13 protein-coding genes are annotated in these 18,357 nt (G+C 59.4%); 2 read left to right on the top strand and 11 right to left on the bottom strand.

Features of this window, described 5'->3' with window-relative positions; genetic code table 11:
- Nucleotides 1–1,170: 1,170 nt before the first annotated feature.
- The 4 genes from P9875_RS17690 to P9875_RS17675 form a co-directional block, all read right to left on the bottom strand.
- A complete protein-coding gene (locus P9875_RS17690) occupies nucleotides 1,171–3,273 on the bottom strand; it encodes a hypothetical protein (RefSeq protein WP_158300142.1) in 2,103 nt (700 codons plus the stop codon).
- A gap of 135 nt (nucleotides 3,274–3,408) precedes the next feature.
- Nucleotides 3,409–3,600: a hypothetical protein gene (locus tag P9875_RS17685; protein WP_158300141.1), complete on the bottom strand. Its 192-nt coding sequence runs from the start codon at nucleotides 3,598–3,600 to the stop codon at nucleotides 3,409–3,411.
- A gap of 641 nt (nucleotides 3,601–4,241) precedes the next feature.
- Complete coding sequence (locus tag P9875_RS17680) at nucleotides 4,242–4,781, bottom strand: hypothetical protein (protein ID WP_099402194.1); 540 nt, start codon at nucleotides 4,779–4,781, stop codon at nucleotides 4,242–4,244.
- A 113-nt stretch (nucleotides 4,782–4,894) separates the two neighbouring features.
- Entirely contained in the window at nucleotides 4,895–5,296 is a 402-nt protein-coding gene (locus P9875_RS17675) for a hypothetical protein (protein ID WP_099402193.1), read from the bottom strand.
- A 220-nt stretch (nucleotides 5,297–5,516) separates the two neighbouring features.
- Between P9875_RS17675 and P9875_RS17670 the strand changes: the two genes are divergently transcribed.
- Nucleotides 5,517–6,482: a helix-turn-helix domain-containing protein gene (locus tag P9875_RS17670; protein ID WP_278316113.1), complete on the top strand. Its 966-nt coding sequence runs from the start codon at nucleotides 5,517–5,519 to the stop codon at nucleotides 6,480–6,482.
- Nucleotides 6,483–6,809: 327 nt separating this feature from the next.
- Here the strand turns inward: P9875_RS17670 and P9875_RS17665 are convergent, their stop codons facing one another.
- A complete protein-coding gene (locus P9875_RS17665; protein WP_158300139.1) occupies nucleotides 6,810–8,069 on the bottom strand; it encodes a hypothetical protein in 1,260 nt (419 codons plus the stop codon).
- 362 nt (nucleotides 8,070–8,431) lie between these two features.
- Between P9875_RS17665 and yddG the strand changes: the two genes are divergently transcribed.
- On the top strand, nucleotides 8,432–9,337 hold the full coding sequence (yddG, locus tag P9875_RS17660; RefSeq protein ID WP_278316112.1) for an aromatic amino acid DMT transporter YddG: 906 nt from the start codon (nucleotides 8,432–8,434) through the stop codon (nucleotides 9,335–9,337).
- Nucleotides 9,338–9,354: 17 nt separating this feature from the next.
- Here yddG and P9875_RS17655 read toward each other — a convergent pair whose 3' ends face one another.
- The 6 genes from P9875_RS17655 to P9875_RS17630 all read right to left on the bottom strand — a co-directional run bounded on the left by P9875_RS17655 (nucleotide 9,355) and on the right by P9875_RS17630 (nucleotide 17,935).
- Entirely contained in the window at nucleotides 9,355–10,518 is a 1,164-nt protein-coding gene (locus P9875_RS17655) for an MFS transporter (RefSeq protein ID WP_278316111.1), read from the bottom strand.
- A 91-nt stretch (nucleotides 10,519–10,609) separates the two neighbouring features.
- A complete protein-coding gene (gene vioE / locus P9875_RS17650; RefSeq protein WP_278316110.1) occupies nucleotides 10,610–11,191 on the bottom strand; it encodes a violacein biosynthesis enzyme VioE in 582 nt (193 codons plus the stop codon).
- A gap of 10 nt (nucleotides 11,192–11,201) precedes the next feature.
- Nucleotides 11,202–12,266: a tryptophan hydroxylase gene (locus P9875_RS17645; protein WP_278316109.1), complete on the bottom strand. Its 1,065-nt coding sequence runs from the start codon at nucleotides 12,264–12,266 to the stop codon at nucleotides 11,202–11,204.
- Between the two features lie 53 nt (nucleotides 12,267–12,319).
- Nucleotides 12,320–13,609: an FAD-dependent oxidoreductase gene (locus tag P9875_RS17640; RefSeq protein WP_176390910.1), complete on the bottom strand. Its 1,290-nt coding sequence runs from the start codon at nucleotides 13,607–13,609 to the stop codon at nucleotides 12,320–12,322.
- Nucleotide 13,610: 1 nt separating this feature from the next.
- Complete coding sequence (gene vioB, locus P9875_RS17635; RefSeq protein WP_278316108.1) at nucleotides 13,611–16,628, bottom strand: iminophenyl-pyruvate dimer synthase VioB; 3,018 nt, start codon at nucleotides 16,626–16,628, stop codon at nucleotides 13,611–13,613.
- Nucleotides 16,625–17,935 carry an FAD-dependent oxidoreductase gene (locus tag P9875_RS17630; RefSeq protein ID WP_051958649.1) on the bottom strand — a complete coding sequence of 437 codons (1,311 nt, stop codon included), beginning with the start codon at nucleotides 17,933–17,935 and terminating at the stop codon, nucleotides 16,625–16,627. Before P9875_RS17630 ends, vioB begins: the two co-directional genes overlap by 4 nt.
- Between the last annotated feature and the right edge of the window lie 422 nt (nucleotides 17,936–18,357).

Raw genomic sequence — 18,357 nt, 5'->3', positions numbered from 1 at the left:
GGTATAGACGAGGGCGACGAGATCGCTGCTCAGGGGGCGGCTGCGAGACCGCGTTTAGGAATCGAGCTCACCCAGAGCCTGCAATTGGAAAATGCGCCGAATAGCGGCGACTGGCTTACCACTGCCGGGCATGCCGCGCTTAGAAGTCAGGTTTGGGGTAATTGGCAGGCGGATCCAGACAGTCACCGATATCGCCGTCATAATGATGGTGAGATATTGCGGGCGACACTTGATTGGCTTACCGCAACATGTCCGCGCTGAATCAGCAACTGGTGTATACAATCAGGCTCCAGAAATACCGATCGTCACAAGACTACGATACCTCAAACGGGGTCAAACTTGTCCTTGTGGGCCTTAGAGGCGTTGACGGCACTCTGAGGTTTTGGCATGCAGAAAAAGCTTCGAAGCAAGATGCTTGAGATGTAGATGCTATAAACTCAGCTAGGCTTCCGCGGCGAAGCCTGGGCGAAGCGTAATTGTCTCTATGGTCAATATAACCCGATCCATATCGATGTGTACCAATCAGCTGAGGCGGGCAGCGTGAGCGTACGCTCTAATGCATCGCGACCAGCACGATGCGTTGCAGTACCGATCGACATTCAAACGTCAGCACCGGCTGCGGCAGCCAGCCCCAAACCGCAGGCACCGCCTACACGTCAAGCCAAAGTCGGAGCCCTGCAAAAACCTGAGCTATAAAGTCGCAGGGTGTTTAGCCATGGAAGATATCCTGTCTGAGCCTGCCGAAGCTCAAGCGGCATTTGCTAGCGCGCAGTAGGAGTCTCTGCAGGGCAGGGGATAGGCAGGTCGGCCCCGATCTCGTCGTTGGATCCGGCAGCTGTGAGATCGCGCACCAGGAGTCTGGCAGGACACCCAGGTCTCAACACGATCATTGGCTCTTCATCTTTCAAGAGCCATGGATCAGGAGAGCCTAAGCTATAGGTGGCGATTCAGGTAGCTATAGCTGCTATTTTGGACCGGATGTGATTACCGGAAAGAATATCAACGGACTGTTTGCTAATACGTGAGGGCAAAATAAGTGAAGCCCGCGTATTTAGTTTAGTGACCAAGGAAGCGTGACACAGTGCTGCTTTGCCGTATGCCGACATCTTATAGGTCGACGCAAATTTTCTATACGGATTGTGGAAAAAAACTTACGTGCAAACCGCTCGCTTAACGGACGGTTTGCAGACGAACGACGACGGTCCGATCGATATCGAGATTTTCGTTTGCGACCCCGTAGGCGCTGTCGGCGCCCTGTGCCGACAGCCCATTCACCAGGATCAGGCCGGGCGCGGCGTCCTCCAGCGTTTTGGCGGCAGCGGCTGCCCGTGCGGCAGACAGCATGCGATTGCCGCTGTCTTTGGTGCCGGCTGCCGGACAGCCATCGATCTTGACCGCATCCCGAATCTGATTGACGTAGGTGCAGCGGGGCGCGACCCTGGCGCCGCAGTTTGACGCTGAGGCAGCGGGCGGTGAGGCAAGGCCGGTAATCGACGCGTTGAAGCGGCCGCCGGTGCTTTCAGCATGGTGGACCGCAGCAGCGGCCAACAGTTTCAGTTCAATGTCGATCGTCTGGCTGCTGCAGGCATTGCTGGCGAAGGATTTGCTGGGGGCGAAAGTCACCACGTAGTCGCGCCCGTCGCGCACGCATGCTGTGTTGTGGGCGGCAAAATAGCCGCTGGCGCAGAACGACGCGCCAGCGTCCGGCGTGGCGGCAGTGCCGCCGCCGCTGCCGCCGCCAGCGGGATACGGGGCCACATTGATCACCGGCGCGACGGTATTGGTGGGGTTGAAGGTATTGCTGTTATTGATGTTGAAGTTGGCGTTCAGCGTCGCCGAAGCCTGGCTGACGGCATACGCGGCGGCGGATACGTTGATGTTGTTGGCTATCGCCACCTGCAGGTCGCTGCCTGCCACACCGGTCTGGCTGACAAGCAAGGCCGGTGCGCTGCGTGCGGCGTCGTCGATGACCTTGGCACTGGCGGCGTCCGCAATCCGCGTTACGGAGGCCTCATCGACTTGTTCCAGTGTTGGGAAGATAATTTCTGGCGGCGGGATTTTCCCATACTTGTCTTTTTCGGGCACGCGCGCGCCGGCCTTGACCCTTGTTTCCATCTTTTCGACCAGCAGCATCTGGCGTGCGGCCCACTCGTTAGCAAGGGAAACGTGCAGTGCGACGGGCGGTGCTGGCGGCGCTTTTTGCCCGTCCACCATCGCTGCATAAGATGCGCTAATGCTGCCGAACAATTCATGGGCACCGTGAGCCGATCCTGTCGCATCGTACTCTACCAGCTTGTCTTCGATGATGGTTTTGTTCGCTGCATCGTCCTTGATGTCCGTGATGAACAGCGTGTCAACGATCTCGGTCAGCATGGAAAATTGCGTGCCCTGCTGCAGATTGCTGCAGGCAGCGCGCCGCATCTCCCGCATGAATTGCTGCAGGTATTTCGGGTTATCCGATCCGGTTTTTTTCAGCCGTTCCTGGTAAATGCCTTCGATCTTTAGCTTGGCCTTGTTGACGCTTTTCTGGATATCGGGACCGAAAGCCATGTAGCTGACGCTGATGACGCCGTAGCCTTGCTGGTCCAGTTTGTTGATGATGGCGTCGGCTGGCCGCAACGCGCTGTGCAGCATGTCGAGACTGCGCCGAGCGACATGGACTATAACTTGGTTGCGCAGCGTGTCGCTGATGACAAGCCGGTAGTCGCCGGACAGAAGTCGTTCAAACTGGTCAAGGGTGGCTCGGAAGTTGGTATCCCAGGCGGCCAACTCGATGGCCATTTGCTGGCTGAACAGCTGACGGTCCTTATACAGCGTCTGCCGTAGTACGTTGATGCTGGTGCGCAGATCAGCGAGCTTTTGGCGTATCGCTGCCGGATCGATTTGATTCACTGCATTTGCTACGGCAACCAGCCGGTTTTGCTCTGGGCTTTGCAGGCTGTTTTCGAGTGCATCTTTTTTCTGATTGACAAGGTCTCTCAACTCATTCAGTTGCGTGACGACCTTCTCAAACTTGTCTAGCTCCGCTTTCCTGAGCATCTCGGCCTCGCCGGTTGAGAACTCGTAGTCATACTTGGTCTGGATTTGTGCAAATGCGCACAAGGGCAGGAATTCGTAGTGTTTCTTGCTTTGATTTAGCCATACATCACAGTCGCCGAAGTTGCCAAGATGCGCGGTGAGTATATTGCTGGGAGCAGCGTTCGGCAGGGGATCTTCTTGCACTTGTCGGCATTGTTCCGATACGTCAACCCGTTGACCAATCGATTTGGACATCTGGGCTGCACAACCACTGAGCAAGCTGATCCCAACTATGACGAACATAGTAAAAGCATGTATACGCATGATTTTTCTCCCTAGTGTCTTGTCATACTAATGGCGAAAATTGAAAAAATTATCACCAAATATCACTTAGATAACAAAATTACCTAGAAAGAGGAGTGAAAAATTGTCCTCAAGACCATCTTTGCGGATGTCAGATTGTACCGGCTTGAGCCGTACGGCACCTAGCGCGCGACGAATCGTTGCTGCGCACACGCGTAAAGCACAGCGGTGATGAAGTTCGTCGGCGATTTCCTGCAAGCTGGCCTGCGCGCGCTCCATTACGATATCGTGTAAAACTGCGATATGCTCAGGCTTCAACGCAGGTGGTCTGCCGCCGGCTCTGCTTGACGGCTCCGTGCCGTTGAGTGGATATTTCGTTGCCGTGGCATGCTCCTCCCACATCGCGATAGCATGCCACAACTCCGATATTGATTTTGTCTACAAATAGCAACTTGGGGCAAATCTGGGGCAATAGGTTGTTAACCCGCTGTCCAGCCCCAAACGATACGGCCGCTTCCTGCGGCCGTTTTCACGTCAAGGGAGTCCATAAGCTTAGCTTGCGGGCGGTTCCTCTCGACGGAATTATTAAGCTAAACCAGCGCCAGACCTATTTGTTGCCAGCGCCAGCGGGTGCATTGCTGCGCCCTCCGCCGGATGGCTTGCCCGTTCCACTTGGCCACCCTCCGCCATTTCCTTGCCCACGGCCCCCGCCGGCTGCCCCGCCAGCTTTACTGCCACCGCCCTGGGAGCCAGCACTACGGCCTCCGTTATTACCGCTACCTTTGCTCATTTTTATCTCCTTTCCGGATCACTGTGAATCGCCACGCGTCTGCTGGACACTCGCTAGCCTTTCAAAATGCCTTCGCTCGCACTCGGAATGCAGTTCATTTCTTGTCGCCTTTGGTGCTTGCCGCTTCACATCACGGACATGCGGCATTCGCCAGGCCACCGGTGTTGCAAGCATTGAGGTAGCCTTGCGCCACTGCTGGCGTCAATTTACCGCCCGTCTGTGCGTTGATGAATGCTGTGCGACAAGCGCTTTGACCGTTGCTCCCCGGGACAATCGTTTGAGCGTTCATGCGTTGAACATAGGTGACGGGGTCGACGCCACAGAGCAGGGCGTTGCTTTGCGCGACAAACGCTCCGGCAGCGTTCTGGACGATATTGGTCGCTTGTTCGCAGTTGTTGGCCTGAGTGCGCACTGTCAGGTGGAGAGGGACGGGCGGGTTCACGCCATTTGGCTGGAGGCCGAAGGTCAAGTGAACGTCGGGTTGTGCGGCCGTCAATTCACACACTTGCAGGTTTTGCGTAGCAGGGCTGAGGCTTTTGCAGAGGCCGCTGGTGGCGGCATTGCCATAAAACGCCAGCGATGGGCATCTATTTGGAATCTGCGCCAAAGCACAGGAGGAGGCGGACAACAGCGAAACGATCATTGCGGCATGACGCATCTGGGATTTCATCTTGTTCCTTTCGACTTGGCTGAATGGTTGAGTCTGCTATCTCAAATTGAGGTCTGGCGACTAGCTCCAGGATGTAAGCAATACAAATCCTACATGTTTCGACTAAAGAAAAACTATTCAAATGTAATAATATTAATTTTTTGAAAATATCGTTGATATGTATCAGTGGTGTCCCGGTCCAACTGAGCACAAGTGCGCTTTCCAGGTATCGGGGGGATGTTATCTGCTGATGCGATAGCGCTCTTGATCCTTTCCTTGAGCGGAAAAATCATCGATCCAGCTGCCGTGCGATCGTCCCGATTCCGGCTCAGGATGTACGGATCGTCTTCGGCCAAGGTACTGACTGACGGCAGCATCAACGCGTGCATCGAAGGTGACGCTCCCGAGGGGGCGCCGATGCGCGAACTGAAGCTGGTCACGCCGCCGGCTTGGGTCTGGGCTCTGGGGTTCAAAATCTGCCACTCCTGGTCTCGCGTACGCAACCCGGTGTCGAGTTCGGAGGCCGGCAAAAACATGGCTTGCAGTGCCTGCACCGTCCCACCCGATCCCGGCGGCAGTAAGCCAGACGGCGATTGACGCTGTACAGCCTAGGCTACTGATTTTCTTAAGATATAGAACATAATAATGTTATATAAACGCCATTTTTTTTGCCAGCGGTGTTGTAGTATGGCAATTCGTGACTGGGGTTTGGCGATCGAGGCACTCAGGGGATGTCCCTTTTGTAAGCATGATTCCATGGCTGCGACCTTTGCGGCCATTTTCGTATGCGGGCGATCCTGGCTTGCTTTGCATCGATCCGGCGCTTGCCGAAGCATCGTCAAAATATCAAACTGGGGATCAGGAATGCCGAACTCGCTTGCCTATCATGTTGTCGTAAATGCGCTCGAGGGCAAGGCTGGCTGGACGCCGATGAGCAGGTTCGTCTCCGCGGTGTCGCACGCCATCAGTGGCCACTTGCCATATCAGCGCTACCATGCCGCTGGCCGCGCCAGAATGGCTGAGGGAGCTGGGGCCGGTGTGGTCGAGCGCATGGTCAACGACTTCCTCGCCACCGACATCAACCCTGGTTATCTGCTTCTATCGTCATTCCAGCGCGAAGCCGATGTGTTGATCGCGTTCAACGTCTATAACCAGTCAGCCAAACTTGGCGTGCAGACTAGCCTTGGCGCCAGTGGTTACGCGCGCCGGCCCAGCAGTGCGTCCCGCAATGGCGCAGATGGAACGCTTGCGGCCGATGGCGACGATCCTGATGGCTGCCGCCAAGGCACCCTGGCGATTGTGGAAACCATGATGGCGACCACGCGGCGCAATGCGCAGTTGCCGAACGGAGCAGAAAAGCGCAGCTTGACCACCGTTGCCAGGATCCTGGGTGTGGAGGCGTCCGCTGCCGGAGAAGTGGCTCTTGTGTTTGAAAGCGAGGGACACCTTCCCATCGCCAGTGTCGCCCGCAAGCTGGGCTGCCACCAGCGCACTTTGGAGCGCCGGTTGCGGGAGTCAAATATAACCGCTGAAGCGCTTAGACAAGCGTCGCGCTTGATTCGCGCATCGCATCGCCTCTCATCCTTCGACAGCCTTACGATGATTGCCTTTGACGAAGGTTTTTCTGATTTGGCCCACATGACCAGGGCATTTCAAACCGCATCGGGAATGCCTCCCAGTCTCATACGCAAGTTGATGCGCCTTAAGCCACCTCATAAGTGACCTTCCATTTCCAAGCTTGCTTATTATGCCGGCGTGTCATGTAGCCCAGTTGGCCAAGGCCCGTCAGCAGCATGCCATAGTGTAGCTCACGTCTGTTATAACTGCGATAGCACTGGGCATGCAAGGGATTGGCGCGCCGACGTTGAGGGGCCATTGCGTCAGCCGTGCGCCCGTATGCCGAAGGCAGATAGTCCAGATGCGCCCAAATACAGGCGCTCGGACCTGCAAAAACAGGCCAGGCCTGTTGTCTTTCACATTGGCGCGAGTTACCCGGATCGCCCTTGGTGAGACCGGCCTGGTTCAGGCCGAACCATGATGGCGATATTGTCACAGGTCCGACGTTGCGTTGCCATTGGGAATGACCAGTACAAAATCGTAGCCCTGAATCATGCCCTGGACACTGCTGTCTCCATTCGCCAGGGATTTGGCCGATCCCAGCAAGGGGCGCACGTCGAACAATGACCATTCCTTATGTTCACTCGCCGCGGCAAAGAAGGGCAATACGCCAGCCATGGTGGACTTGGTATCGACTTTTTCGATTTCTGTGGTGGCAGACGCGCGCCCAATGCCGGCAAATTGCGACTGCTGGCCTTTGGACGCGAGCACCAGCACATGCAGCGATTTTTGTCCGCGGCCTTCTGCATATTCAGCCAAATAATTGCCGATCTCCCGGCTACCGGCGCCAAGCGGGTTATAGCCCCGGAATACATGCACTGCACCGGCTTTCAGTAACATGCGCTGTGCAGGCGCAAGCGTCAAATGGCTGGCCACATACTGCTTCATCAGCCTTGCACGCTGTGTATTGGACGAATACCCTTGTCCCGGCGTCATGTTTTTGGCATAAATGCTGCGGCTATCAATCAAGGAATTCAACATCGCCAAGGCGGGCATTTCCTTGGGTGTCGTGAGCAGCTTCTGTAACGCGACTAATTCTTCTTCCTTGATTTTTACCATGAAAAGCTCTCGCGGATCTCCGCTCTCCGACGCTCGGCGATAATCGTCGCTTTCAAGCTTGCGGAAGGCCTCGATTTTTGATTTCGCCAAAGGACCAAGCGGTTGCTCGGCCATTTGATCGAGCAAATATTTCGAAGCGCCCATGAGTTCCTGATCCATTCCCACTAAATGGAATGATGGTCCGGCAGCTTTCGCGATACGCGCCAGGAATTGGGCCTCAGCTTGCCATTTGTAAAACGCAGTCGCGACTGGATATGCCTTATTAAATGCCGCTATGCCAGCGACGCCGGTATCGGATTTCAACGTTTTTTCCAAAGCATCAGCAACCGCCGGCCCATTTTCGATAATCAGCGTCGTAAATCCTTGCTTTGCCAATTCTTCAAAATACGCCGCCGAAAAATTCGCAATTTCAGCAATGCCATGGTCTTCGCCGATGAGTACGAACTGGCTTTCCAAGCCCGCGTTTAGCAATGTCGCAGCGCCGGAACCAGCCATCTTTCCATGATCGATTGTGATAGTCGTGCGTAGGGTGGCCAGGCGGTCTGGCAACGATAGCGGCTTATCCGCCGACAAGACAGGCATGGCCAAGCTGGCCAGCATGGTAAAAATAATCATGGAACGAGGTTTTTGCATTATTTTTCGCATAAATTGTGTTCTGGCTGGCGATTTCAGTCGCGGTGTATTTGGAAGCAGGATGTCCTGCTCGGCTGGTAAGCAATCGCGATCACGCGCTATCAGTATGCTGCGCGTAATTCGGGTAGGCTGGCCTTGAGGATACTTCCTTTTATAATTTTTATGTATGGGCGGGAAGGAGAAATTTGCCGATGCCACGGTAAATCAGGTGACGCGACAAGGATCCTGACACAGAAGGGTGTAAGTTTGGCTACTGGAATATAGTATCCGCAAATAATTGATGGAATTTTAATAATTCTCACCGCTGATTGCCCTGGAGAACGACACCGGGCGTCTAACTGCATCACCTGAATGACATAAACATGAAAAATACCAACAAGGCCACCCTGACCGGGCTGGGCGCCATTCTGCTGTGGAGCTCGATTATCGGACTGATCCGCAATGTCACCGACCTGCTGGGACCCACGGGCGGGGCGGCGATGATGTACAGCGTGGCGTCGGTGTTCCTGCTGCTGTCCGTGGGTTGCACGCGACCGAGCGAATTTCCACGCCGCTATCTGCTCTGGGGCAGCCTGCTGTTCGTCACTTATGAGCTGTGCCTGGCGCTGTCGATAGGCTATGCCAGCACGGCGCGCCAGGCCATTGAGGTGGGTATGGTGAACTATTTGTGGCCAACCTTCACCATCGTCGCGGCCATCGTGTTCAATGGGCAGAAGAGCAATTTCCTCATCGTGCCGGGTTTCCTGCTGTCCGTCGCCGGCATCAGCTGGGTGCTGGGCGGCGAACAGGGTTTTGATCTGGCTGGTAGCGTGGACAACGTGCGCGGCAACCCGCTCAGCTATGGCCTGGCCTTTGCCGGCGCGCTGATCTGGGCCGCGTATTGCACCGTGACGGCGCGCATCGCGCAGGGCAAGAATGGCGTGACCCTGTTCTTCATCCTCGTTTCCGTCAGCTTGTGGATCAAATACCTGCTGCAAGGCGGCGGCCCCATGGTGTTTACTGTCGAGGCCGTCATCTACCTGCTGCTGGCCGCCGGCGCCATGGGCTTTGGCTACGGTGCCTGGAACGTGGGAATTTTGCACGGCAACGTCACGATCCTGGCCGGCGCCTCGTATTTCATCCCCGTGCTGTCCGCCGCGCTGTCGTCGCTGCTGCTGCGCACGCCGCTGTCACTGGCCTTCTGGCAAGGTTCGGCGATGGTGTGCGGCGGCGCCATCCTGTGCTGGCTGGCGACGCGCGCACGACGCATCAAACCAGTCAGCAACTAACACCGCGCCGCCAGCCGCTAGTGCGACAGCACCGGATCGCGCGGCCTGTGCCCGAGGTAAGGCAGCAAGCTGATGAGGCCAAGCACGGCCAGTGCGACGCCGACCCACAGCGGGGAGCGCAGGCCGTAGCCGGCGGCGATGCCGAGACCGCCGAGCCAGGAACCGGCGCCCAGGCCGATGTTGATGACGGACGTGTGCACCGTGTTGACCAGCGGCCCCGGATGGGCCGTTTTCATCACGCGGGCGATGATGGCGGGATTCATCGACATGCCGACCAGGCCCGTGACGACCAGCAAGGTGACGCTGATGGTCTTGTCGTGCGCAAAGACGGCGAACAGTGCCAGGCTGATGCTCAGGATGACCATGCCCCAGACCATGATGACGGTGGTGTAGCGGTCCGCATAGCGGCCTACCACGCCATTGCCCACCACGTTGGCGACGCCGTAGACGCCCAGCAGCCAGGGGATGTCGGAAGCTTGAAATCCTGTAATTTGCGTCAGGATGGCCGCGAAGTAGCTGAAGGCCGCGAAAATCGCTCCGATGATGAGGCCGCTGCTGGCATACGCTGCCCACAGGTGGCGGTTGCGGAATTCCCCCAGTTCCTTGCCGAGGCTGACGACTTCGGACGGTTTGGAGGGCGGCACCAGTACGCTGATGAGCGCCAGGCACATCAGCGCCAGCAGCACCACCAGCCAGAAGCTGGCGCGCCATCCCAGGTGCTGGTCGATAAGCGTGGCGACCGGCACGCCCACTACGGAAGCGAGCATGAGACCGCCAATCACGACGGCGGCGGCGCGTCCGCGCGCGTCGGGCGCGACGATGTCGGCGCAGATCGCCAGCGACAGGCCAAAGCAGGTGGCGGCGGCCACGCCCGTGACCACCCGCGCGATGGCCAGGATGTCATAGCTGGTAGCGGACGCGGCGACGGATTGGGCCAGCACATAAAAGCCCAGCAGCCACAGCAGGCCCCGCTTGTTCGGCACGCGCAGCTTGAGCAGGACGATGGTGCTCAGCGGGCCGCCGATGACCATGCCCATGGCATAGAGCGAGATCAGGTAGCCGATGCGTGTCACCGGTTCGTCCATGGCCAGGGCCAGCGACGGCATCATGCCCGCCACCATGAATTCGGAGGTGGTTAACGAAAAGATCGTCAACCCCAAAATGTAAACAACCAGCGGCATAGCAATATCCTTCGAGAGTAATAACAAAAACACCCGCCAGGCGTGGCGCGCGCTACTGCCGCATGCGGCCGGGGCGCGCGCCACGTCCTGGTCAGTTGTTGCAAGACGTAAAGACGCTGTCCGGAATGTCGCCGACCAACAGATTGGGAAAGTCGCGTACCGACAGGTGCTGCGGGTCGTTGCCAGTGACCATGCGCAACAGGCGGTTGCCACCGGCCTCCAGGTAAAAGACCGATGGCGGCTTGCCCGTCCGCTCGACTACCCAGGCGTCCGCCTCCCGGCCCAGCACGCTGTGGAGGCCGTCGTGACGGGCACTGCCGTCGACCAGCACCGCTTGCGGCAGGAACAGGTCATGGAACGGCGTCACCTCGTCGGCCAGCGCCGTGCCCTGCAACTGCTGGCCAGTTGCCTGCGCCTGCCTGGCATAGGCCACTTTCTGCTTGCGGCTTTGTTCGCGCCTGGCGTCGCCGATTTCCGACATCCACAGCAGGTGTCCATGTTCCTTTTCTGACCAGGGATTGAACAGGCCGTCGATGCGGCAGATGTTGCGCGCATAGTCGAACCAGCAATAGCCGGACGTGACCTGGTCATCCGCCTGCATCGGCGTCCAGTAGGAAACATAGGCGCTACTCCATTGCATCGGCAGCAGCGGCGGGGAGACGTGTGTCGGCATGGTGTCTCCCTTAGCGGCCCAGCGCGTAGCCAAGGCTGGCCATCAGCGCTTCCTGCAGCGACGGCAAGTCTTTGCGGCGGGCGTCGAAGCTGGCGGTCAGCTCTTCATTGCTCAGTTCGATACGTTCGCCGACGCTTTCAAACCACAGGCGGCTGCTGTTGGCGTGCTCCTTGAACAGTTGCACCAGGGGCACGGCGCGGGCATTGAAACTGTCCAGGGCTGCGGCCGTGCCGGCTTCGGTATTGAGGATCTTGACCAGCAGCAGGGCTGCCACCACGGCCATGGTGGTGCCGTGGCCGATGGAAAAATGCCCCGATTGCAACGCATCGCCGAGCAGGACGAACTTGCCGTCGCAGGCCTGGTCGTGGCTGAGGGTCATGAAGTTGCGCCAGCCCTGGCCCGGTTGGCTCTGCAGTCCGTGCTCGCCGAGTTCGGCCTTGAATGTGTTGGCGATGTACGCGGCGGCATCGCGCTCGGACAGCGCTTCCAGCCCGGCCCTGGCGTACGTTTCTTCGCTGCACTCGACGATAAAGGTGCTCATCGTGTCCGAGTATTTATAGGCATGGCCGATGAAAATGCCGTGCTCATTGCTGCGGAACACCAGGTTCATCTGGTCGAACAGCTGGGTGGTGCCGTACCAGATGTATTTATTGCGGCCGAAATCGATGTGCGGCGTCAGCGCCGGCGGCAAGTCCAGCGATTTGTAATTGACGCCATTCGAGACCACTACCAGGTCATACTCCGCTTCCAGCTGCGCCTTGTCCGCTGGCGGCGTTTCGTAGCTGATCGTGATGCCGGCCGCCACGCACTTGGCGCGCAGGGCCTGCACCAGGGCCTGGCGTCCCACGCCGCACAGGGTCACGCCGGTGCTCATCAGGTTGGGCTGGTCGTGATGCACGAGCTTGAATTCTTCCAGGAACTGCGGATTGAGCCGCTCCGGCTGCTCCAGGTAGGACAGCGGATTGGCGGGATGGCGCGGCGGGCGTCCCGGCAGCACGACACCCCAGCCCAGCACTTCTTCCGGGGTGTTTTTTTCCGTAATGCTGATATTCCAGCCGGGCTGGGCCTGTTTCATTTGACTGGCGAAAAGCAGTCCTGCGGGGCCTGCGCCGATGACGAGAATGTTCATTAATTTACCCTTCCAAGTTTGTACCAAACGTTTTGTTTCTTCTGGATTTGCTGCAATTCATCGTAAGGAACCGATGTGAAGTACAGTTTCTCCGCCATGTCTGGCGGATAAACACGGGGGAATTTCTTGTGCATGTAGCGCGTGTAGCGCGTCTGCAGGAAGAAAATCAGATTCGGATTGCTCAGGGCTTCATAGTTGGCGATCGCCATGTCCTGCATGGCGTCCGCCTGCACCTTGCGCTGCTGCGTGAACTCGGACAGGGCAGGGCCCAGGGCGTTGCCGTGCTTTTCCAGCAGGGAAACGAAGACGTGGACGTCTTCCAGCGCCATGTTCATGCCTTGCCCGAGGAACGGGGCGGTGGCATGCGCCGCATCGCCGATCAGCAGGATATTGGCCTTGTAGTGGAAGGTGCTGGAACGGACATTGATGAGGTCGTTGCTGGGCAGCGCCATGAACTGGTCCAGCATCTCCTTGCGGCGCTCCGGCGGCAGGGTGCCGAAGTAGCGGCTGAAGAAGTCGGCCATGGCTTCGCGGTTGAGCGTTCCCAGGCTGGGCGTGCCGGTGTAGGGCAGGCACAGGGCAAAGCTGATGCTGCCGTCCGGGATGGTGGCCGCGCGGCCTGCAAACAGGCCCTTGGAATCCATGCCGAAGAAGTACAGCAAATCCTTCCTGAAACCCAGATCCGCCGCGTTCGGCAACACCAGCGTCTTGTAGCCGTGGCGGAAGTAACTTTGCCGGAACTCGAAACGGCGCATGCCGCTTTGCATGGCGCGCCGCACGGCCGAGTGGGCGCCGTCGGCGCCAATGACCAGGTCGCCATGCAGTTGCTGCAAGGCGCCATCCGGACCTTGGATCAGCACGATCTTTCTTTCCAGGTCGACATCCAGGCATTTATGCTCAAAGTAATATTTCACCTCGTGCTTGGCGGCATGCCGGTTCAGCAGGCGCTGGAAGGCGGTGCGGTCGAGCGACAGGGGGAACAGGCCTTCGAGCGGAGTCAGCTCGCGTATCCGGTGCCGGCCGCCCACGCTGAACGCCATGCCGACGATGGGTTCGCCGCACTGGTCGAGTTCCTGCTTGCTGATGCCCGCTCCCAGGACGGCCTTGATGCCGCGCACCGTCATGCTCACGCCGATGGCGCGCGAGTTGACCGGGTCGGCGTTTGCCGCGTTTTCCAGCAGCGGATCGCCGCGCTTTTCGACAACGTGGACATCGTGTCCCCGTTGCGCCAGATAAATGGCGCTGAGGCTACCTGCCAGGCCTCCGCCGACGATAATGATTTTATGCATTTCAAGCCTCTCTTGACATCTTTCCCCGAGATAAATCGGTAAGTTGCTGATTAAAAAATTCCAACATTTCTATCGGCGCCATGCCGATGGCATCGCTCTCAAGGCCGCGCGCGTACTGCGCCAGCGCCAGGCATTTCTGCGCCAGCATGTCGCAGCCCAGGCTGTAATCGCTGCTGACCCTGCTGCTGACGGGCGCTGGCACGGGCGGCCCCGCATGGCGGCCGGGCACGCCGGACGGCATGTTCATCAGGGCGGCCGACAGGGGGCGCAACAGGCCGGTCATGATGTCGATGGAGGCGTTCATCAGGCGCGAGCGGCGCAGGCTGCCCAGCGGCTGCTGCGCGAAATGGTGCGCCATCATCAGGAAGGTCAGTTCGTAGCAGCCCTGATACAGCTGCATCAGCGCGCGCGCCTTGTGGTCGGTCACCACGGTGCAGTCCGCGCGCGCTTCCAGCACGGGATTCTTCAGCGCCGGCACGGCCGGCTCGAACGGCTTGTCGCAGGCTGAAAATTTGCCGGCGACGGTGCGCAGCCGCTGGAAGTGCGACGAGGCGAAATGCGGCGAATCGACGGCCACGCCTTCGCCCTGTTCCGTGACGAAATCGATGGCGAACAGCGCGCTGTCGCGGTCGGACACTTCCAGCTGGTAGCCGGGATAGGCGCGGTTGGTCAGTTCTTTCAGGAACAAATGGTGTTCGCCACCGCGCTTGCCGCCGCCGCTATCGAACAGGCCGGGCAGCCCGGCCAGGGCCTGGCGGATCGCGATATAGAAGGTGGCAATCGATTTGCCCGGCGTGGGAATGTAGTCGGGCCATTCGAAGCGCACGAAGCGGGCCAGCACGTGTTCGGAAAATGGCTCGAACGCAAATTCCGTGTCCAGGCCGAAACGCTGGCGCGCCTGCTGGCCCAGCAGCGGCGTGCCGCTGTAAAACGGCTCGCCCAGCGCCATCAGCACATTGTTCACTAATAAGTAGTGAATCATTTCTTCATGCGCAATTTCCAGCAGCGCGCCGCGCGTGCCGCTGTTGCGGCGCCGGTCCTCGGCGCCGCAAGCCAGCTCCAGCTCGGCCGGCAGCCAGCGGCCGGCCTGCACCAGCGCTTCCCCCTGCGCATAATTGGGAATCGAATACGCGGCATACAGGTATTGCAGCATCAGCGACAGTTCCAGGTCGATGGCCTTTTTCAGCTCGTCGATCAGCTCGGCCTTGCTGCCGATGACAGGCGGCGGGGCCGCTTCCTGCACCGCCGCCTTGGCCGCGGCTGCCGCCTCGACCTGGGTCAGATATTTCAGGAACAGGCGCGACTTTGGCAACGACAGTTCGCGGGTGCTGGGCATGTAGTAGCTTTTTTCGCGGTTTTGCGGATCGCACATCTGCCACATCAGGCGCGAATACGTTTCGCACTTGCACTGGTCCGCCAGGCTGAAGACCTTGTCCGACATGAAGGGATACACGAGCTCGTAGTAACTCATCACATGCCGGTAGAGGAAGGCGTAGTCGACCTGTTCGGCCGGTACGTCGTCGAGGTCCCAGTCGTCGGGTAGCACGCGCACGCCGAGGTATTGTTTATCCTGGCCTGTGCCCAGCACGATGCGGGTCGCGCCCGGCTGGCGTCCCGTCAGGGTCAGCGCCGTGTAGCCATGCCCGAGCGGCGACGGCTGCTGCTGCACGGCCAGCAGCGCGCCGTCTTCCGCTTGTGCCAGGGACGGGGGCGCCGCCAGCTCGCCGCGGAAGCGGCTTTGCACGGTGATGGTCTGCGGAAATTGCTCGTGTTTTTTATGGTTCGGCGCTTCCAGGTACAGCTGGTTGCTGTCCGATTGCAGCACCCAGTCGGCCTCGTCCCACTGCGCCTGAGCGCTGCCCAGGCTGAGGGACCCCGAGGCGCCAGCGTGCAGCAGCGGCACGTCGAAAACGCCGTGATGGCGCCAGTGGTCGCGGTACAGCGGCTCGGGTATGCGCGCCAGCAAGGTGCCGGCGCCGTCCCGCAGCAGCAGCTCGCCGAGCGCCTGCTTGCCGCCCAGCGCATGCGTGGGATGCTGTTCCGAGACGGCGGCCGCGTCGCGCGTGGTGAAGGGGATGGCCGTCGGCATGTTGAACGCGACGCGGTCCGCATGCACTTGCACCAGCACCGGCCCCAGGCTGGCCTGGCGCGGCTGCAGCAGGCGGCCTGCCGGATAGGTGGCCAGCTCGTCGCGCCGCCACAGGCCGATGCTGCCGGCCAGGTCGTAGAACACGGGCGAGTCCGGTTTTAGCGGCGTCGACATATTGAACAGGCAGTACTGCACCGTCAGGCCCAGCACGTCGTCATCGGCCAGGGCTTGCTGCAAGGCATGCATGCTGGCCGGCAGCGGCAGGTCCGCATTGAACAGGAAATGCGGGTCCTGCTTGGCCACGGAAAACTGGAACAGCCGCGAGCGGCCAAATTCCTCGTCCAGAAAATGCCCGCTGCGTTCCGTGATATGGCCGCTGCCGAGCCAGCGCACCGAGTGCGCCTGCGCGATGTCGGCCGTGAACAAGGTGGGCGTGTTGGGCGTGGCCAGCTTGTCGCTCAGGGTGAACTGGCCGGCGTAGATCAGCGTGGTGTCCGGTTGCGCCGGGTTGTTGTCGATCCACCTGGCGCGGTTGAACGTCGTGCGCAGGTACTCGTTGTAGTGGCCCCACAGGCCTAGCCTGGCGCCCACCAGCGGATCCTGTGTATCGACCTCGCCATGGCGCAGCTGGACGCCCGTGATCCGCGCGTTTTCCCACGAGAAATGATTATTCCCGCCAAAATTGTGGCCTGCCGCCAGGCTGAAGATGCCGTCCGGATCGGGCTTGCCCTGTGCGTTGAAGCGGGGGGCAAGCTGTTTCAGGTGCGCATGGAATTCGGCCGGTGGCCGGCTCAGGTCGACAGCTTCGCCCGCCATCGATACCGCATTCGTGGCGATATCGATGTTGCCGTGCGTATTGCGATTCCCCGTCGGCACATTGGCGCGGGCAAAACCCCGAAAATGCAGGCGGGGGAAGTCAAGTAAGCTCATGCGCGCTCGGTCGAGGAAGTGATGAAGGTATCGTTGGCGGCGGCGACGACGTCGTCGAGTTGATCCAGCCGCTGCAGCAACAGGCCGCTGGCTTGTTGGGCGCTGATCAGGCTGCCTTCCATCCAGCCGCAATGCGCGGTATAGGCATCCGAGCAGGAGATGATGCCGTCGCGGTGCAGCAGCACGGCCGGATGCTCGGCTTCCGGCTCCACGCAAAACTCGACGCCATGCGGCCAGAACTTGTGGAAGTGCGCCTTGATCGGCGGCAGCGGCTGGCCATCGAGCGGCAGGACTTCTTCCAGGTGGCTGCGGACACGCTCCAGGTACACCTCTTCACCAAGCTCCAGGCTGTCGCGCCAGTAAGTGGCGCTTTTGCTGTCGGTATAGAACAGCACGTATTTGTCGCCCTTGAAGTAGATCTTGCGCAGGGGATTTGCCGCCATCAGCACCTTGTCGGTCAGCCCCAGCGCGTCCCACCAGGCCGTGTCGAACGTGAAGAATCCCTTGAACAGGGGTAGCGAGTCGTACTGGAACGGGCTCCAGGCGGCAGGAAAATCCAGGTTCAGGCGCGGCATGGCGGACGGCGGGACGGTCATTACCAGATGGCGTGTCCGGTGCATATGCGTGTCGCCGTGGTGGCTGAAGGCAAGCACATGCTCGGCGCCCGATTTTTCAACGGACAGCAAGCGGTGTTCGAGCCGGAATTCCACCCCGGCGGCCTGCGCCTGGTGCTGTAACTGGCACAGCAACGCGTGGTAGCCGTCGGTGGCATAGTGCCACTGGTTGGCGGCGTTTTCCGTAAAGTGCTGCGTTTCCGGGTGCTTCTTGATGATGTCGTAGGCCATGGCCGCCGAGACCATCGGCAGCAGCAAGGCGTCATAGCCGGTCGCCTTGATGATCTGGGTGGCCCTGGCGGCACCCAGGTAATGGCTGAAGAACGCGAGGAAGGAGTCGTTCGGATGCTCTTTCAGCATCGGGCTCAGGCCATCTAGCGTTGCCTTCAGCTCTTCCAGCACGCTATCGCGGGAGATGACCTCGGTGAACGGGTAGACGGCATGCGGCAGTCCGCTGCCCTGCATCAGTTGCTGGAAATGCGGATGCAGCTGCGGCGAGTAGCGGGCGGCGCCGAGTTCGGCAATTTCCTCGCCGTTTATTTTCCGCGACTGGATGCGGCCGCCGACGGTGGCATTCAGGTCGAATACGCGGATGCGCAGCTTCCTGCTGGCGGCCGCGTCGATCAGTTGATTGGCGCAAGTCAGGCCTCCTATGCCGGCGCCCACGATGCAAATATCAGAATACGTGCTCATACGAAATTCCTTTTTAACGTGCATTAATCAAAAAGCTGCAAAATCGCTAGCAAAAGTTTCCCCGGCACGTGTAGGCGAGGGAGGGGGACGCTGCGTGTTACCGCACTTCGCGAGCGTTATCGGCTGGGAAATGAAGAGCCTGGCGAAAACTGGCGTTGTGTCTGGAATGGTCGATTCTTGGCAGCAGAGTTTCTGTTTCAAATCAAAGATGGCACCGACAGTAGCCCACGCATCGGGCAGTCAATTTGATAAATATCAATGTAGTTGTCGTTCGGCGTGACGCCTGTGTTGATGCAGCGCTGCCAGCGCGGTGGCGGCGGCGATGTGCCTGGCAGGGGCAGGGAGGACTGGAATGTGGAGCGGTGCGGGTTCTCCCGCCACTGCCCTGGTCCGTTAGACCGCAGTCATGCGGAGAGTTCCGC

This window comes from Janthinobacterium rivuli, from assembly GCF_029690045.1.
Classification (GTDB): domain Bacteria; phylum Pseudomonadota; class Gammaproteobacteria; order Burkholderiales; family Burkholderiaceae_D; genus Janthinobacterium; species Janthinobacterium rivuli.
Note: the sequence above shows the minus strand (reverse complement) of the source record. Positions and strands in the feature narration are given on the sequence as shown.

What these genes read in the sequence shown, in the direction of transcription:
- P9875_RS17690 (WP_158300142.1), bottom strand. Translation starts at nt 3,273, where the DNA reads ATGTCCAAATCGATTGGTCAACGGGTTGACGTATCGGAACAATGCCGA.
- P9875_RS17685 (WP_158300141.1), bottom strand. Translation starts at nt 3,600, where the DNA reads ATGGAGCGCGCGCAGGCCAGCTTGCAGGAAATCGCCGACGAACTTCAT.
- P9875_RS17680 (WP_099402194.1), bottom strand. Translation starts at nt 4,781, where the DNA reads ATGAAATCCCAGATGCGTCATGCCGCAATGATCGTTTCGCTGTTGTCC.
- P9875_RS17675 (WP_099402193.1), bottom strand. Translation starts at nt 5,296, where the DNA reads ATGTTTTTGCCGGCCTCCGAACTCGACACCGGGTTGCGTACGCGAGAC.
- P9875_RS17670 (WP_278316113.1), top strand. Translation starts at nt 5,517, where the DNA reads ATGGCTGCGACCTTTGCGGCCATTTTCGTATGCGGGCGATCCTGGCTT.
- P9875_RS17665 (WP_158300139.1), bottom strand. Translation starts at nt 8,069, where the DNA reads ATGCAAAAACCTCGTTCCATGATTATTTTTACCATGCTGGCCAGCTTG.
- yddG (WP_278316112.1), top strand. Translation starts at nt 8,432, where the DNA reads ATGAAAAATACCAACAAGGCCACCCTGACCGGGCTGGGCGCCATTCTG.
- P9875_RS17655 (WP_278316111.1), bottom strand. Translation starts at nt 10,518, where the DNA reads ATGCCGCTGGTTGTTTACATTTTGGGGTTGACGATCTTTTCGTTAACC.
- vioE (WP_278316110.1), bottom strand. Translation starts at nt 11,191, where the DNA reads ATGCCGACACACGTCTCCCCGCCGCTGCTGCCGATGCAATGGAGTAGC.
- P9875_RS17645 (WP_278316109.1), bottom strand. Translation starts at nt 12,266, where the DNA reads ATGAAACAGGCCCAGCCCGGCTGGAATATCAGCATTACGGAAAAAAAC.
- P9875_RS17640 (WP_176390910.1), bottom strand. Translation starts at nt 13,609, where the DNA reads ATGCATAAAATCATTATCGTCGGCGGAGGCCTGGCAGGTAGCCTCAGC.
- vioB (WP_278316108.1), bottom strand. Translation starts at nt 16,628, where the DNA reads ATGAGCTTACTTGACTTCCCCCGCCTGCATTTTCGGGGTTTTGCCCGC.
- P9875_RS17630 (WP_051958649.1), bottom strand. Translation starts at nt 17,935, where the DNA reads ATGAGCACGTATTCTGATATTTGCATCGTGGGCGCCGGCATAGGAGGC.